The sequence below is a fragment of the Streptococcus sp. ELY_86 genome (assembly GCF_058314495.1).
On the sequence record NZ_JBZFUK010000004.1, the window covers coordinates 29,345 to 45,921 of the forward strand.

The window sequence follows — 16,577 nt, forward strand, 5'->3', positions numbered from 1 at the left end:
GGGGGCATAGATATATATGATGAAAAAGCCTGTCATAGCAGGCTTTTCTTTATGCCTTTTGGACTCTGCCCACGTTTTTTTCTCGCGATGTTATTGTATCCTTGCAACCAAATATTTTAAAATCCGGCACTGTTTTACTGGAGCTTTTTTGATGAAGTTTTTCATAATAGCCGTTTTGTTTCATAATTTATTCAGAAGTTTCCTTTGCAGAAACTTTTGTTAATGAATATCTCTAAATAAGAACTTTAATTTCTCTTAGCGGTACCCTATAATAAAAGGCAGGAGGGTATCTTATGAATATTGGTAAAAATATCTACCTAAATCGAACCAAGATAAATTTTACGCAAGAACAGCTGAGTGAGTATTTACATTTGACAAAAGCAACCATATCCAAGTGGGAGAACAATCAGGCCACACCTGATGTTCAGTATCTCATCTTAATGGCTAATTTATTTAATATCAGCATCGACGACTTAATCGGTCATAAAATGAAACTGTCAGCCCAAGAAAGAAGCGATCTCTTTAACGACTTGAAAAATAGCCAAAAGAAATTTGCAGCTGATCAAAGTTTGGCTAACATTGATAAACTGTCTAAGCAGTATTTAAATGATCACAAGACTCTGCTCATGCTGGTGCAATTCATGATTAACAACTTTTTAAACAATGAAGATTTGAAAAATCATACTGCGGAGCTGTCTTTGGAGCTTCTTAACAGAATAATCAGCCATGCTTCAGCAGAATCTGAAATTCAATCAGCGATTATGCTAAAGATAGTCATTTTGTTTCAAAATGGAAATTATGATGATATTATCAAGATTTACCAAGACCGCCCCTATAAGCTCGGTGAAGAATTGCTGTTAGCCAACAGCTATGCCTTACAAGGTAATATAACAAAGGCTAAAGAGGTCTTACAAGTCGAACTTTATCAGCAAATTCTGTTAATGATTGCGTATTTATCAACGTTAATCAGTTATGAGACCAAAGAGAACAATACTGAAATCATCAACCGTCTCATTAGCCTTATAAATCTTTTTGAGCTTGAAAAACTGCACCCTAACTCTGTGATAAAATGTTATTACACCTTGGCTGTTTATTTTGTTGATACAGACCAAGAAAAGTCTCTCTGCTTTTTATCTAAGCTGCTGCAGTGTCTCAAAAATCTCTTGACTCAATTTCACTTACACGGAGATGACTTTTTTTACGCTATTGACCCTTGGCTTGAATCCCTGCCGATGGGCGTGATTCCGCCTACCAATAAAAGACTGTTGATGTCTAGCGTTGAAGAGATGTTTCATGCTCCAGTATTTTCCAAAATAAGTGAAAATCACCGCTTCCAGTCTTTACTCAAGGATATTCAAGATTTAAAAAAGGAGCTGCAAAATGAACCTGACAATTCCTAGTGAGTACTTACCCTTTATTATTCCGCTGTTTGTGTTGCAAGCCACTTTAGTGATTATTGCACTTTTTAAGCTGAGCAAACTCAAACAGACTAACTACTTAAATAAAGCAGCATGGACTGTGATTATATTATTTATAAATATCATAGGGCCCATCTCCTTTATAATTGCTGAAGGAAAGAAAGCATGAAGGCAATTACATTTGATCAAGTTCATAAATCTTTTAAAAATCACTGTATTTTAAACAATGTTTCTTTGACTCTGGAAGAAAACAAAATCTACGGATTTGTCGGGCCGAACGGCTCTGGAAAAACAACCACCATAAAAATGATTCTGGGGTTGACTAAGATTGATTCTGGTAACATACATATTTTTAACGAAAGGGTTAAATTTGGAAATACCCCCACCAATAAATTTATTGGTTACCTATCTGATGTTCCTGAATTTTATGATTATATGACTGCCGGAGAATATCTTAAACTGTGCTCGGAGCTTACCTATGGTTCCAAATGTCAAAATTTAGATGATTTACTTGACGAAGTTGGTTTAAAGGGCAATGAACAACTGATTTCTACCTACTCCAGAGGCATGAAACAACGTCTGGGAGTGGCTCAGGCACTTGTTCACAATCCTAAAATACTCATTTGCGATGAACCCACCAGTGCCCTTGATCCAAAAGGCAGACAGGATATTTTGGATATCATTTCAAATTTAAGAGGGAAAAAGACCGTGATATTTTCTACACATATCTTATCTGATGTTGAAAAAGTCTGCGATGAAGTATTAGTGCTAACTAAAAACACCATTCAAAATCTAAAGCAGCTTCAGAACAGCTTGGCAATGACAGAACCCTATTATACTGTTTTGCTAAAAATCAACGAAAAAGAGCGGCTCATTTTGCAAGGCTATTATAAACTTGAAATTCAGGAAAACAAGACAAAAGTTTATCTTCCCATAAGAAAAAACGCTGCGAACAGCGATGTCTTAGAGGACTTTTACCAAAAGCTAATGAAACTGCACATTTTCCCAACTTTTATAGAATTAGTTGATGATTCATTAGAGCAGCTGTATTTAGAGGTTACATCATGAAATATCTATTAACCATGCTCAGAAAAGAATGGCTGGAAAATGCCAGAACTCATAAAACACTGGCTATGATAATCTGCGGTGCTTCTTTTGGAATTCTGGGGCCCTTCACTGCGCTTATGATGCCGGATATTATGGCTAATTTATTACCTAAAAATCTCAGTCAGGCCATTCCCCAACCCTCTTATATAGACGCCTACACCCAATATTTCAAAAATATCAATCAATTAGGTTTTATCATTCTGGTGTTTTTATTTAGCAATACACTGACTCAGGAACTCTCAAAAGGCACGCTCATTAATCTGATTACAAAAGGACTTCCAAAGACCTCAGTTATCTTAGCTAAATTTTATATGCTCTCTTTTATTTGGAGCATCACTTATACCATCGGATCAGCAGTCCAATACGACTATACCTTATATTACTTTAATAACAACGGTTCACACAAAATAACAGCCTATCTGGGGAGCTGGCTTTTTGGTCTTTTACTCATTAGTTTAATTCTTCTGTTTTCGTCGTTATTTAAGAAAAACAGCGGCGTTTTACTAGGAACGCTCGCTGTGACAGTTACGCTTTTTTTAATGACCTTCATTAAGTCTGTCAAGGATTTTAATCCTTTGCTGCTTGTTCAAAAACAAACAAACCTTTTACTTAGCAGCTTTTCTTGGCATCAGTACTGCTTATTGCTTTTGATAACAGCAGCCTTAATTACTGTCAACATTGCAGCAGCTGCCTTAATTTTTAGAAAGACTGAGGTGTGAAGACTTCTGCAGAAATGAAAATAGCAGAGTTTCTTAAAATTATTTATTTCAAATAAAGATGGCATGAACCAGCTGTTAAAGTGCACCTTTAACTGATTATTTTGTCAACGTTGGGAGCCGCTCTTGTCTGAGCATTCTAGGTCACCAAATACCCAGAAAATGCTGCATGGCAAGGCTGACCAAAGTGATGACTGTCCAGCAGGCTGCCCCTAAAGCAATGGCTTGACCGCCTGTTTTGATGAGCTTGGCAAGATTTGTATTTAGGCCTATTGCACTCATTGCCATGACAATACAGAACTTAGAGAGTGTCTTTAAGGATTCAAAGATAAGGGGGTTAAAACCCAGTCCCGTCAAGAGAGTTGTCACAACAGAAGCCAAAATGAAATAAAGGATAAACAGCGGAAAGACCTTTCTTATTGCGACCGTGTGCTGCTGATTCTGACCGCTTTTTTTAGCTTTATAAATTTGATAAAAAGACAGCCCAACAGTAATTGGAATAATGGCTAAAGTCCGCGTCAGTTTAACAATTGTTGCACCATCTAAGGTATTTGAATGATGCAAGCCATCCCAGACTGCGGCCGTTGCTGTTACAGATGAAGTATCATTAACTGCTGTTCCTGCAAAAAGGGCAAAGCCGTGATTTGATAATCCCAGCACATCGCCTAAAGTTGGAAAAAGAAGGGCAGCTAAAATGTTAAAGAGGAAAATAACCGAAATAGACTGGGCAATTTCGTCATCATCAGCTTGAATAACAGGTGCTGTTGCCGCAATGGCAGAGCCTCCGCAAATGGAAGAGCCTACTCCGACCAAGGTTGCTGTGTTCACATCCAATTTAAACCACCTCTGCAAAAGAAAGGCAAGCAGCAAGGCAGACGTTATAGTTGCCAAAATAATAGGCAGCGATATTCCGCCGACTTTTAAAACCTGTGACAGATTTAAACCAAAACCCAGCAAAACAACGGCAAACTGCAAAATATATTTAGACGTAAAAGCAATGCCTGCTCCTGTCTTTTCTCGCCTATGATAAAAAGCAGCCAGCAGCATGCCCAAAAAGATAGCAAATACAGGTGATCCAACGATTGGAAAGAGCTGCCCCAGCCACCAAGCAGGCAGGGCAACAACAAGACACAAAACAATCCCCGGTAATTTAAGCATGAATTGATTCGTCATAAAATCTCCTTATCAGCATTAGATAGCTTTTATTATACTGATTTTCAATCGTTCTGTAAAATGATGATTGATTCTGCCGAAATAATGAAAAGAACCATTAGATCTTGAATTTCCACATCGATATCTTTATCAAGGTTTATTTATGCGACGCTGAATATCACCAAAGCTGCACATAAAAAAATTAACCTTAAAAGCCTATCGCTCGGTCATCCTTGATGACTATGTGATAGGCTTTTGATTATTTTCCAAGAGCTTGGTACAAACTGTTTGAGCTTTTTTTATCAGACTGTGGAATTGCTCAAAGCAACAACGGCTCAAAAAGCTCTAAGCCTGTCCGTGCTGTACAGATGCTGCCAAGATCAAACGGCTCAGTCAAAATCGTCTTCATCGAAGTCGAAGTCCTCTTCTTCTGATAGTTTCTTTTGACGGCGGCTTTTTTGCAGGATGTTGATGGATAAAACAGCTGAGAACAGGGTCACAAGTCCGCCTAAAATGATTCCTTGCGGAACATAATAGAGGTCGATGCGGTGCTTGCCGGCAGGTACTTTAAAGGCCAGCATAGCGTTCCAAACTTCCTGACTTTTGACGCGTTTGCCGTCAACTTTCACGCGCCAGCCGGAATTATAAGGAATAGACGTCAGTAAATAATCTTTGCCCTCAGGCTGTGTGATTCTCCCGGAAAGCGATCTTGACCTTACCTTCTTCGGGTTCCACTTAGCGATTTTCTTTTGTTTGACAAAGGTTTGGAAACTGTCATCATTAAAACGATAAAGCTGCAAATCAGCGATATCAAGCGGATTGTTATCTGTCAGCTGGATTTCAAAAGTCTGTTCCTGCCCTTTGCTGTCAGCAGCTAAATTCCACAGCTGAGGATTGCGATACCGGTCAAAGACGGTGTAAGGCTGGCCGTTCACAGATAATTTGATATGAGACAGGTTGTCTGACTTGATCCTTGCAGAATCCAGATAATAGCCATTGTTATCTGCCGGAGTCCACTTGAAGCGGATCAGCCCGGGACGCTCAGACGCGGTCCGTCTGTAGATTTGCTGACCGTTTTCACCATTGATTAAAGTGACATTGTCAAGTGTCATCTCCATCTTCTGTGGTTCTAAAACGTTTTCCACATTGTCCGAAAGACCATGGTAAATCTTGTTTTGATTAGCCGCAGCGTCTTTGTCATCTAATTTGGTTTTCAGCATGGCCGCATCCCCTGAAAATCCTAAACCAAACACGGTTTTATTTTCCAACAGTCTGGCATTTTTTAGCGTTTGAATGGGCTGATAGTACTTGCTCAAATCTTTTCTTGCCGAATAACTCCAGATGCCGTTGTCTACAAAATAACGCAGATTAAACAGCGCATCTGTCAGCGGTGTGCCGCCCGTATACATAGAAATAGCGGTTGAGGAAGGAAGCCCTAAATTTCCTAAAAACTGTAAATTTTTGTATTCGACACTGGAGGTAAAATGATTGATGCCGTAATAATCATAGGTCAGCGAATCATTCCAGGTATTGGCACTGCTTTTTTCCATACGTGCCAAAGTTGATTTGGGCAGTTTTAGCTTGTGATAAAAGGCTTCCTGCTTGCTTTCGGCTTCCAAAACCGATCTGGGGGTGTGCCACAGGTTTCTTTCTATCGTAAATTTAGCATTGATGCCCATATCAATCATGCTTAAAAGCAGCAGCAGACACAGCTGCCAGCTCTTAACAGACCGCCATGAAAAGAGCAGCACAATCAAAACCGCAAGTAGCAGCATGGCGATCTGCTGCCAAACAGTGACCAGCGGGTAAGATTTTTCCTGCACGGCAAAATAAACATAGACATTGGCTAAAACAACTAAAACAAGGGTAAGTGACAGCTGCAGGCGGCTCCAAGAACGCACCCTTTGAAAAGCTTGGTAGGTAAAAATCAGGAACACAAAGCTGAGCAGCCAGGCATTGCGATAATAAAAGCCAACCGGCATCTGCCCCATGTGCCAGAAACGAATTACAGCCGCATTGGAAAAGGCGACAAGTAAAAGTGCCAGTAAGACAAAACTGCTGATTTTCTTTCGCAGGTCAATCGTCTTCGTCCAAAAGAAATTAAAGAGGCCGATAAAGCCAAGGACACCGATATAGAAATTCGGCAGCGTATTGAAATCTCCCCATTCTTCTCCGCTGGCAGCACCCGGAACAAACTTGATTAAAAGTTTGAGCGGATTGTAGAGAAAGGTAAAGACCCAAGGATATTGCTGTCCTCCTGCTACTTTGGTATCCAGCAGCCCGTAAAAGACCGGCAGCAGCCAGACAGCACTCAAACCGACTCCCACAAGGGAATAGAGGAAAAGCCGAAACAGCTGCTTGATCTTGAAAATAAAGGCAGCTTTCTTAGCCAAGAGGTAATAAAAGCTGTAAAACACAACAAAGAGCGCTGCCATATAAGCCGTGTAGAATTGAACCACAAACATCGCAGCCAGAACCAAAGAATACTTAAGGCTGACCTTGCCATCCAGAATCTTTTCCACACCAATGATTAACAGCGGCAGTAAGATGAGGTTATCCAAAAAGTTAGGATTAACTTGATGCACAACCAAAAAACCGCTCAAGCCATAAACCGCCGCTACACAGACCGAAAGCAGTCTGTTGCGGCTGGCTTCATAGCGCTTGTGGAGGAAATAGTAAAAACTAAGTCCCGCAAATCCCTGCCGCAGCACTGTTACCAGGAAAACAGATAAATTAAGGGATTTAGCAGGGCTTAAACCCACCGCTAAACTAAAGGGACTGAGGCTGTTAAAGCCCCAGACAGGCGGCATCACACCACCCATCCCCTTATGCCAAGACCAAAAGAGAGCTCCAATATCAAGGTGCCTAAAGGCATGCCCCAAGGCGCGGTAAAGCGGAATGTACTGCAGGGTATAATCACCGCTCATGATTGTCTTTGAACCAAAAGGATACAGCTTCATCACAGCAAAAACAGTTGTCATCACCACAATCGGCAGACTAAAAGCTGCTAAAAAACTCAGCGTATCTTTAAGCGGGGACTGCGCCGCCTTATCTTTTGCTGCATCATGTCGGTTAAGCTCTTTTTGCTGCTCGGACATATTGCGCCGGGAGCGGCTGAAGGTTGCTGATAGCTGCTGCTGGGATTCCTGATAGGTTTCAGCCCCCTTAACTGTTTTCTGATCTTTTTCTTTTCCTGCTACCATCGTATCTCCATTTTTTATTTTTCACTCATTATTCTCATTGTATCATAATTCAGAATCGTTGTTAACGCTGCTTTTAAAACCTGGCTAGCTTTAAAAAGAAGGGCATGGGTTTTGCCCCACGCCTTCTGACTTAAATAGGTTTAAACAGCATACTGCTAAAGAGCTAACAAGCGTCAAGCGCTTATTCTTCAAAACCGTTAGGATGCTTCGTCTGCCAGCGCCAAGCATCTTCGCACATGCGTTTAAGGTCGTATTCTGCCTGCCAGCCGAGCTCCTTTTTAGCCTTGCTGGCATCAGCGTAAGAAACCGCAATATCCCCGGGACGTCTGTCAGTAATTTCATAGGCTATAGAGTGACCGACCGCCTGCTCCATTTCATGAATGACTTCCAAAACAGAAGAGCTTTTGCCGGTTCCCAGATTGTAGACAGAAAGACCCGACTGAGCTTTTAATTTCTGAATAGCTGCAACATGGCCGCGGGCCAGATCAACAACATGAATATAATCACGGACACCCGTTCCGTCCTTGGTATCATACTGGCTGCCAAAGACCTGCACTTTCTCCAGTTTTCCCAGAGCAACCTGAGTCACATAAGGCATAAGATTGTTTGGTCTGCCTTTGGGATCTTCTCCCAAATCACCCGAAGGGTGAGCACCGACAGGATTGAAATAGCGCAGAATGACAATATTCCAATTATCATCTGATGCAGCCAAGTCTGTCAGCACATCTTCAATCATCAGCTTTGTCCGGCCGTAAGGCGTCAGACTTGATCGCGGCGAGTCCTCAGGCACTGGTACCGGAGCATCATTGCCGTAAACGCTGGCAGACGATGAAAAAATCAAATTTTTGCAGTCAAAAGTCTTCATTACCTGCAAGAGCGTCACCGTCCCCGAGACATTATTGTCATAGTAGTCCAAAGGCAGGCTGCTTGATTCATTGACGACCTTGAGTCCGGCAAAATGAATGACAGCATCAATTTTTTCGGCTTCAAAAATGGCAGCCAGCTGCTCCTTAGCTCTGATATCTGTCTGATAAAAGCTGAGAGTCTTGCCGGTAATGTCCTCAATAACCTTCAGGCTTTTTGGATTTGAATGAAGCAAATTATCAACAACAACAAGGTCATAACCTTGATTAAGTAATTCAACACAGGTGTGAGAACCGATAAAGCCGGCTCCCCCTGTTACCAAAATCTTTTTAATCAGCATCGTTTTTTCCTAACCAGATACATACGTCTTAAAATAACTCATCGTTTCCCATTCTGCCATCATACCACTTTAAAAAACCAATAAGGGCAAGAGAGAGCACAGAAACAGTAATCCCTGTCAACAGTCCCTGCGGCAGGAAGGACATTTCAATCTGATGCTTGCCGCTTGTAATCGGGAAGGACAAGAGACTTTCCCAAGCCTCGCTGGTCTTCACTTTTTTACCATCTACCTTGACTGTCCAGCCCGGATTGTAGGGGATGCTTGTCATCATGACATTGCTCTTATCAGTAATAGTGACATGCCCTTTAACTAAGGTATTTGTCCACTTAGTTACCGTCATATTTTGCTTCAGGCGGTCATTGAGAACCTTCTTGATAGACTTTTGATCAGCGCGGACGAGCGCCATATTGGTCAAATCCAGCTGATCATCCTGCGAGGTCTGCAGCTGCAGAACCATTTCCTTGCCCGGTGTTCTGTCCGTCAGGTTCCAGAGCTGAACTTGGTCATAGCTTTGCGAATAGTGATACCACTGGTTATTGAGCATGATGGAAATATTTCCCATGGACTTACGCAAGCTGTAAGGGGCTTGGAAGTAATAGGTATAGTCCGTCTGCGGCGTAAAGATGATTCTAACCGTGCCGGGCTGCTTTTTATCAATGCGTTTGAAAAGCCGCTGGCCGTTTTCATTGACTTCCTGCATATTAAAGAGCTCTATTTTAGGAATACCGACGTATTCAAAATATTTCTTTTCAGCACCCGACATTGATGAGAGAATGATATTTTGATTAGAAACAGGGTTGTTAAGGCCAAACTTAATATTTCGCGTCAGCGTATTGGTCCCAAAGGCCGCTGAAAAGACATCAGGATTTTCATAAATGGTGAAACGCTTGTTTTCATAGATAGGCTTGTAATAATCGCTGAGGTCTGAACGGGTAGAATTGCGGTTGAAGAACTGCCAGTTGGGATGCTGCTTCATATCTGTCACCGTATATTCCTTGCGGTCAATATAGTAGCGAACACCATAAAGAGCATCGGTCAAAGCCGTACCATTGGCATAAAAAGTCGCCGCATTGCCTCCGACATCTCCCATCGAATTAAAAAGATTGATGGTTGATTTTTCCATGTTGGAACTAAAGCTGCTCAGACCCGGATAAGAAACAAGGAAAGGATCATTTTTTGAGTAAAGAAAACTTGAACCTACTCGATAAAAACCAGCTTTATTTTTCTTTTTAATGACATCAGCCAGCTCTTTCATGTTTTTCGTGACATCTGTAAACTTATAAGCATCTGCATAGGCCATGGTAACCTGTGACAGGTAAGCATTGTAGCCCAATTCAAGCGCAGTGATGAACGCTAAAAAGGCCCAAACCAGCTTGCTTCTCGGACGCAGAGCAAAATACATCAGAATTAAAAGCCAGCTGAGAAGTGTCAAAGAAACCTGAGTTAATAAGAATCCCTTGCTCAGCAGGTAAAAGGACACAATCACAGCAAAGAGACAGGCTGCAAGAGCTAACAGCCTGCTTTCTTTATAGCGGCTGAGACGTTTCCAAGCAAGAACAGCCAAACTTCCAAAGACAGCCACAAGCAAAATTCCAGTTAAAAAACTGTGATGACCGACAAAACTTGTAACCGCCTTGGGCTGGCTTTTGGCGATATAAGTATAACTGTGATGGATAACATAGTAAGCCGAAGCAAAACTCAGAGCTGTTCCTGCCGCCAGTCCCTTCCAGCCCAAACGCTTCTCTTCTCTTAAGGCCTGATAAGCCAAAAGCACCATAAAGAAAGAAACAATCCATGAGAAACGATAGAAGAAACCGGCCGGATTTTGCCCCATGTGCCAGATCTTGCTGGCAAATTCATTGACAATCGAGACAAAGAAAATCACACTGATAAGGCCGGCAGCAATCTTGCGAAACTGATGCGCCTTGGCCTGCGCAAAGTAGAGAAAGAAACCAACCAAAGCCAAAGCACCCACATAAATATTGGGCAGATTAGGGCCCGCCGACCAGGACGTTTCATTGTCAAAACCGCCAATCATCAATTTGGATAAAATATCCAGCGGATTGATCTGCAGGGCAAAGTTGAAAGTCATTGGACTTTCATAAGCCCCTTTACTGCGCAAAAGGTTCAAAAAGATGGGATAAAGCAAAAAGAAAACCGATGCTATTCCCAGAACAGATGCATAGACAACACGCCAGACAGGCCAAAAGAAGGCTGTCAGTCTCACCTTCCAGTCGCCTTTTTCTGCCAGGCGAGGCGCTGCATAATAGCAGGTATACAGAGCAATAAAAAGACAAATCATGTAGCCCATATAAAAATGCAGCAGCATGGTCAAAGCCAAAAGAAAGATGTATTTGAAGGGCTTAGCGCCATCAATCACTTCTTCCAAGCAGATAATCAGCAAGGGCAGCATAATCATGGCATCGTAAAAGATCGGATTCATCTGATACGAAACAATCATGCCCGACAGGGCATAAGCCGTTGCCATAAGAGGCGGCAGCCACAGATTATAATCCATAGCTTTGTAGCGTTTGACCAAAAGATAGGCAAAGCTCAGTCCCATCGCTCCGTAGCGCAGCCAGATTGTCAGAAAGACCGCCCATTTAAATTGGGTTAAAGGCAGCAAAATATACAAGAGATTAAAAGGACTGATGAGATTAAAGCCCCAGACCCCAATCATCGCTCCGCCAATGGACTTGGAAAAGGAATAGAAAAGTCCCGACCAATCCCCTGTCAAAACGGTGTGCTTTAAGAAACCGTACAAGCCGATATACTGCTGGCCAAAGTCAACAGCCATCAAGGTATTTCTGCCAAAAGGAAAAACACCCATGAAAATCCAGACCACAAGCATAATCAGCATGGGAAGAAGCGCACTTAAAAGGAGCACCTGAGCCTTTTTATTTTCTTTGAAAGGCAGTCTTTGCTTTTTTTCTTTACGTGTTGCGTGACTCATCCGACTAAATCCTCTTTTGCTTTCTCAATATTAGTCTCATCCACAATATAATGCGGACGCCGTTTCACTTCATAGTAAATCTTGCCGATGTATTCGCCCAAAATGCCTATCGAAATCAACTGGACACCGCTGAACAAAATAATGGCTGCTAAGGTCGTAAAGTAACCGCTGACCAAAATCTCAGGCTTCACAAAATAAGCAATAAACATGGCTAACAGATACAGCAAGGCAAAACCGATGCAGGCAAAGCCGAACTGAATACAGATACGCAAGGGTTTGTCATTAAAGGAAATAATCCCTTGAAAAGCATAATTCAGAGACCGTCTGAAACCAAACTTACTCTCGCCGGCTTCGCGAATATGATTTTTGTAAGGAATGATCTTTTCCTTAAAGCCGATCCAGGAAAAAATCCCCTTTGAAAAGCGATTGTATTCCGGCAGGGACAAAATCGTATTGACAGCCTTCCGGCTGAAAAGTTTGAATTCTGAAATACCATCTGTCAGCTGTACGTCCATCAGATGGTTGGAGAAGCGGTAAAACAGTCTGGCAAAAAAAGTACTTTGTCTTGATTCTCCCTGACGGTCTCTTTGACCGCTGACTACATCGTAGCCCTCTTTAAAGGCGTCCACAAAATCCGGAATGAGCGCAGGCGGATGCTGCAAATCACCGTCCATCAGCATGACAGCATCACCGGTCGCATATCTTAAGCCGGACAAAATAGCGCCTTCGCGCCCGAAATTCCGGCTGAAACTGATAAATCTGACCCGCTGATCTCCGTCAGCAATCTGTCTCATAAGCGTTAAAGTCCTATCTTTGCTGCCATCGTTGACATACACCAATTCATAGTCATCAACAGCTTTTCCAAGCATTTCCTGCAGCTGTTTGGAAATTTCGCTATGTGTTTTTTCAATCATTTTTTCTTCATTGTAAAAAGCAACGACGATTGATAATTTCATACAAACCCTTCCTAGTTAATTACTATTTTGAACAAAAAACAGCATAATACCAATTGTATTCTATCATAATTCAAAAGACTTTTCGAGACCTTTTAGCCCATCGTTCAAATCATCCGCCGCAGGAAAGCTTCCTTTTTCTGACCGAAAAGTCTTATTTGGAGTAATCAAGATCCTATTCTAAACTATTTTTTACTAACACAAAGAGGCAAAGACTTTTGTCCCTGCCTCTTTCATCCTATTTTCAATCAATATCAGTTATGATGTTTACGGTAATAGAATAGACCAGTCGCTGAGACAGCTGCAAGACCCAGAAGTGACAAAACTGTGCCGCTTTCTTCGCCTGTGCTTGGAAGTCCCTTGGCACCAGCACTTTGTTTGCCTGATGGCTTACCAGGTTTATTTGAAGGTGTACCTGCTGGAGCTGATGTCGTTGTTTTTTCTGGTTCTTTAGCTTTAGTAGTTGTTTCTTCAGCTTTTGTTGTTTCTGAAGATACTTCTGTAGTCGCCGGAACCTCTGTCGTTGTTGGTTCTTCCGTTGTCGTTGGAGCTTCTGTGGTTGGCTCTTCTGTTGTCGGTGCTTCCGTTGTCGTTGGAGCCTCTGTAGTTGGCTCTTCCGTTGTCGGTTCTTCCGTCGTTGTTGGAGCTTCTGTAGTTGGCTCTTCCGTCGTCGGTTCTTCCGTCGTTGTTGGAGCTTCTGTAGTTGGCTCTTCTGTTGTCGGTGCTTCCGTTGTTGTTGGAGCTTCTGTGGTTGGCTCTTCTGTCGTCGGTGCTTCCGTTGTTGTTGGAGCCTCTGTAGTTGGCTCTTCTGTCGTCGGTGCTTCCGTTGTTGTTGGAGCCTCTGTAGTTGGCTCTTCTGTCGTCGGTGCTTCCGTTGTTGTTGGAGCCTCTGTAGTTGGCTCTTCTGTCGTCGGTGCTTCCGTTGTTGTTGGAGCTTCTGTAGTTGGCTCTTCTGTCGTTGTTGGAGCCTCTGTGGTTGGCTCTTCTGTTGTCGTTGGAGCTTCTGTGGTAGTAGGTTCTTCAGTTGTAGTCGTCGGCTCTTCCGTCGTAGTAGTAGGTTCTTCGGTTGTAGTCGTCGGCTCTTCCGTTGTGGTAGTAGATTCTTCGGTTGTAGTTGTTTTTCCGTCCACACCGCCGGCAGCATTAACATTGGCTACAGAATGGTTAAATTCTTTACCATGAACAGCTTCTTTATTATTTTCTTTGTACCAAGCTGTACTGTTGTTTTCAAACGTTTTTTGATCAGGATCATCAACTTTAGTCAAGTACATGATACTATAGCTGGTTAACTGAGCGGAATCTTTAGGAATGTAGACGCTGATTTTCCCAGTAGCCGGATCCGCTGAAATAATTACTCCGCTTTGGGCAAGCTGATTAATACCTCCTTGACCGCGATAAGATGTAACCTGATTGTTATAGTCAGTTACAGTAATCTCAAAACTGTCCATATCCAAGGTTTGACCAGACTGAATTTCGTCTTCAACACGGACCTCTTCATCTACATAGGCTCTTTCATTGTTGATATTCAAGAACCAGCGCACATGATCGGTGTCGTCTGTCTGCATATCCCCAGTCTTGTAGTAGAAAACGCCGGTAGTTCCCGCAGCAGATTTAACGACGCTAACGTCAGCTGTCTTGCCGCCGCTGGTAACTCTAAAGCTGCCGGTATGTGCTTCGGTAGTGTCAGTAAAATTCCGGCCTTCGATTTCAAATTCACCCCAACCGGTGATGTTTTGCAATCCAGTAATACCGTCATTGAAGGTAACGACTGCTTTATCTTGCGTCACTACCAAATCACCGACATACTTGCCTTGAACTTCCAGCTTAATGGTTTTACTGTAACCTGATCCGCGGACAGTTCCTGAGTTTTCCCAGTTAACAGTAATGGTATCGCCTGCTTTAATGTTTTGGGCATGCTCATCAAACTCAAAGCGGACAGTGGTCTTGCCGCCGTCGTTGATTTCAGTCGGTGATACCGTCAGCGATGAAATGTTACTGCTGACATCACTTGCCTGAGCTTTCGTTAAAGCTATGAAAAACATCGGCAAAATGATGGCAACGGTTCCAAAAAACTTTAATAGTTTTAATAAACCTTTTCTTTTCATTTTTTTAGTCCTTTCTGCAACAAAATTGTTACAAGCACATTATAGACGGTTTTCGTTTTTTTGTCAACACTAAATTTTCGATTAAAAACAAATAATAAAAAGAAGACCTTTTACGGTCTTCCTTGAGAGTTGTTTAGCCTATATTAGCGCGGTTTGCGGCAGTAGAGCACTCCTGCTCCTGAAACAAAGGCAAGTCCCAGAATTATTAAAGCAACATTATTTTCTGAACCGGTACTTGGAAGGCCGTGTTTAACAGCTTTCTTCCCAGCAGATGACTGACTTGAAGTTGTTGCAGCCGCTTCCTGAGTCGTGGTCTGACCCTTGGCTGTTGTTGTACCTTCGGTAGTAGCATCAGACACTTCCGTTGTTTCACTTTCGGTCGTGCTTGCCCCTTCAGTGGTTGCTTCAGTTGTTGATGGCGCTTCAGTCGTAGAAGTCGTCTCTTCGGTTGTGGTCGGCTCCTCGGTCGTTGTTGCCTTGGTTGTAGTTTCCGTTGTCGTTGGCTCTTCGGTTGTGGTTGTTGCCGGAGAGTCTTTCTCATCGACAATCTCTACAGTCGAATTGTCCGCCTTAGCAGTGATCGGATCTGCCAGCTTGTAACCGTCCGGTGCCTTTGTTTCCGTGATGATATACTCATCACTCAGCAATCCGCTGATGGTAGCTGAGCCGGTAGCATCTGTTGTAAGCGTACCGACGACTTCTCCGGTTGATTTGCGGGTAACGGTAAATTCTGCACCTGCCAAAACATTGCCGTCTTTATCTTTCTTGGCAATTGTCAGACTGTAGTTGTAGCCGCTGGCTGTACCGCTGGCTGTTTGGTAAATAACCCCATTATCTGAACTGATGCTGCCGTTTTCAGTTGACGTAGCTGTCGCTTTGTTGAGGATTTTTTCACCATTAACAAGCGGGCGGTCGATTTTAACTTTATAGGAAATGGTAAAGCCCTGAGTGATATTTCCCAGATTGACAGTGAAAGAATTGCCGGACACATTAGCAGAATAGTTTCCAGTAACATCTGTCCTACCGCTTAAAGCCCATTGATTATTGTTATTTTTATACCAATTTCCCGTCTGAATAGCAAAGCTGCCATCAATATAAGACAAACCTTCTGACTTCATCTCATCTGTGATGACAACATTTGACGCAGAAGAATTGCTGGTGTTGACGTTGATCACATAGATGATTTCATTTTTGTCGTAATCAATTTGACCGTACTTATAGAAATCAAGGTTTGCATCGCCGGTACCGACACCGTAGCCGATATTGCCGCTGCCGACTGTAATCTCAGCGCCCCCAACCTGAACTTTTGCAGGGATGTTTGTATCTCCCTTAACAACAGTCGTGTCAGCTTTTACTTGAAAGTTTAAGGTGCCTGTCACATTATCATGTGTGTTGACATAGTCACTGTAGGTCATAGTCAAGGTCTTGGACGCAGCGTCAATGACAGCTGTCGCAACAGTTGTTCCATCTGCAGCTGCAACGTTGAAACTTTGGTTTCTGGTGAAAGCCAGTTCATTGGGCAGCGAAATGGTTGTTGTATCCCCTGCAGCTGCTTCATTTGGAACGGCGAAGTCCAGAGACATCGTTGTCGTGTTGGAACCTGTGATACTCTCTTGAGACAGGCTTGAGTTGGTTACAGTGATATCCACTGTTTTAGCCTCTGCCCTTGTCCCCTTGCTGAACGCTATGACCAGACCGAGAACAGCAGCAACAGCCAATAAGCACTTTAAAAATCTTTTCATTTTCTTTTATCTCCTTTTAAAAGA

At 42.6% G+C, this 16,577-nt stretch carries 11 protein-coding genes; 4 read left to right on the top strand and 7 right to left on the bottom strand.

Annotated elements, in window-relative coordinates:
• Positions 1-293: 293 nt before the first annotated feature.
• The 4 genes from AC4HAN_RS06840 to AC4HAN_RS06855 are packed head-to-tail and all read left to right on the top strand — an operon-like array spanning position 294 to position 3,244.
• A complete protein-coding gene (locus AC4HAN_RS06840) occupies positions 294-1,400 on the top strand; it encodes a helix-turn-helix domain-containing protein (RefSeq protein ID WP_491091842.1) in 1,107 nt (368 codons plus the stop codon).
• On the top strand, positions 1,381-1,587 hold the full coding sequence (locus AC4HAN_RS06845) for a PLDc N-terminal domain-containing protein (RefSeq protein ID WP_491091843.1): 207 nt from the start codon (positions 1,381-1,383) through the stop codon (positions 1,585-1,587). Before AC4HAN_RS06840 ends, AC4HAN_RS06845 begins: the two co-directional genes overlap by 20 nt.
• On the top strand, positions 1,584-2,486 hold the full coding sequence (locus AC4HAN_RS06850; protein WP_491091844.1) for an ABC transporter ATP-binding protein: 903 nt from the start codon (positions 1,584-1,586) through the stop codon (positions 2,484-2,486). The genes AC4HAN_RS06845 and AC4HAN_RS06850 overlap by 4 nt, the downstream gene beginning before the upstream one ends.
• Positions 2,483-3,244 (top strand): hypothetical protein, encoded by a 762-nt coding sequence (locus tag AC4HAN_RS06855; RefSeq protein ID WP_491091845.1) that lies wholly within the window; start codon positions 2,483-2,485, stop codon positions 3,242-3,244. Before AC4HAN_RS06850 ends, AC4HAN_RS06855 begins: the two co-directional genes overlap by 4 nt.
• Positions 3,245-3,385: 141 nt before the next feature.
• On the opposite strand, the gene AC4HAN_RS06860 is transcribed toward AC4HAN_RS06855, so the two are convergent.
• From AC4HAN_RS06860 to AC4HAN_RS06890, 7 genes are all read right to left on the bottom strand, one after another.
• Entirely contained in the window at positions 3,386-4,414 is a 1,029-nt protein-coding gene (locus AC4HAN_RS06860; RefSeq protein WP_491091846.1) for a YeiH family protein, read from the bottom strand.
• A gap of 368 nt (positions 4,415-4,782) precedes the next feature.
• Complete coding sequence (pgfM2, locus tag AC4HAN_RS06865; protein ID WP_491091847.1) at positions 4,783-7,596, bottom strand: glycosyltransferase PgfM2; 2,814 nt, start codon at positions 7,594-7,596, stop codon at positions 4,783-4,785.
• 181 nt (positions 7,597-7,777) lie between these two features.
• The gene (gene galE, locus AC4HAN_RS06870; protein WP_491091949.1) at positions 7,778-8,794 is read right to left on the bottom strand and encodes a UDP-glucose 4-epimerase GalE; all 1,017 of its coding nucleotides are present in this window, start codon (positions 8,792-8,794) and stop codon (positions 7,778-7,780) included.
• Between the two features lie 34 nt (positions 8,795-8,828).
• Positions 8,829-11,753 carry a glycosyltransferase PgfM1 gene (gene pgfM1 / locus AC4HAN_RS06875; RefSeq protein ID WP_491091848.1) on the bottom strand — a complete coding sequence of 975 codons (2,925 nt, stop codon included), beginning with the start codon at positions 11,751-11,753 and terminating at the stop codon, positions 8,829-8,831.
• Positions 11,750-12,709 carry a glycosyltransferase PgfS gene (gene pgfS, locus AC4HAN_RS06880; protein ID WP_491091849.1) on the bottom strand — a complete coding sequence of 320 codons (960 nt, stop codon included), beginning with the start codon at positions 12,707-12,709 and terminating at the stop codon, positions 11,750-11,752. The genes pgfM1 and pgfS overlap by 4 nt, the downstream gene beginning before the upstream one ends.
• A gap of 251 nt (positions 12,710-12,960) precedes the next feature.
• Entirely contained in the window at positions 12,961-14,811 is a 1,851-nt protein-coding gene (locus tag AC4HAN_RS06885; protein WP_491091850.1) for a collagen binding domain-containing protein, read from the bottom strand.
• A gap of 143 nt (positions 14,812-14,954) precedes the next feature.
• On the bottom strand, positions 14,955-16,553 hold the full coding sequence (locus AC4HAN_RS06890) for an Ig-like domain-containing protein (RefSeq protein WP_491091851.1): 1,599 nt from the start codon (positions 16,551-16,553) through the stop codon (positions 14,955-14,957).
• Between the last annotated feature and the right edge of the window lie 24 nt (positions 16,554-16,577).

Bases quoted from the DNA above. Each gene is read 5' to 3' on its own strand.
- AC4HAN_RS06860 (WP_491091846.1), bottom strand. From the start codon at position 4,414: ATGACGAATCAATTCATGCTTAAATTACCGGGGATTGTTTTGTGTCTT.
- pgfS (WP_491091849.1), bottom strand. From the start codon at position 12,709: ATGAAATTATCAATCGTCGTTGCTTTTTACAATGAAGAAAAAATGATT.
- pgfM1 (WP_491091848.1), bottom strand. From the start codon at position 11,753: ATGAGTCACGCAACACGTAAAGAAAAAAAGCAAAGACTGCCTTTCAAA.
- AC4HAN_RS06855 (WP_491091845.1), top strand. From the start codon at position 2,483: ATGAAATATCTATTAACCATGCTCAGAAAAGAATGGCTGGAAAATGCC.
- AC4HAN_RS06850 (WP_491091844.1), top strand. From the start codon at position 1,584: ATGAAGGCAATTACATTTGATCAAGTTCATAAATCTTTTAAAAATCAC.
- AC4HAN_RS06885 (WP_491091850.1), bottom strand. From the start codon at position 14,811: ATGAAAAGAAAAGGTTTATTAAAACTATTAAAGTTTTTTGGAACCGTT.
- AC4HAN_RS06845 (WP_491091843.1), top strand. From the start codon at position 1,381: ATGAACCTGACAATTCCTAGTGAGTACTTACCCTTTATTATTCCGCTG.
- pgfM2 (WP_491091847.1), bottom strand. From the start codon at position 7,596: ATGGTAGCAGGAAAAGAAAAAGATCAGAAAACAGTTAAGGGGGCTGAA.
- AC4HAN_RS06840 (WP_491091842.1), top strand. From the start codon at position 294: ATGAATATTGGTAAAAATATCTACCTAAATCGAACCAAGATAAATTTT.
- AC4HAN_RS06890 (WP_491091851.1), bottom strand. From the start codon at position 16,553: ATGAAAAGATTTTTAAAGTGCTTATTGGCTGTTGCTGCTGTTCTCGGT.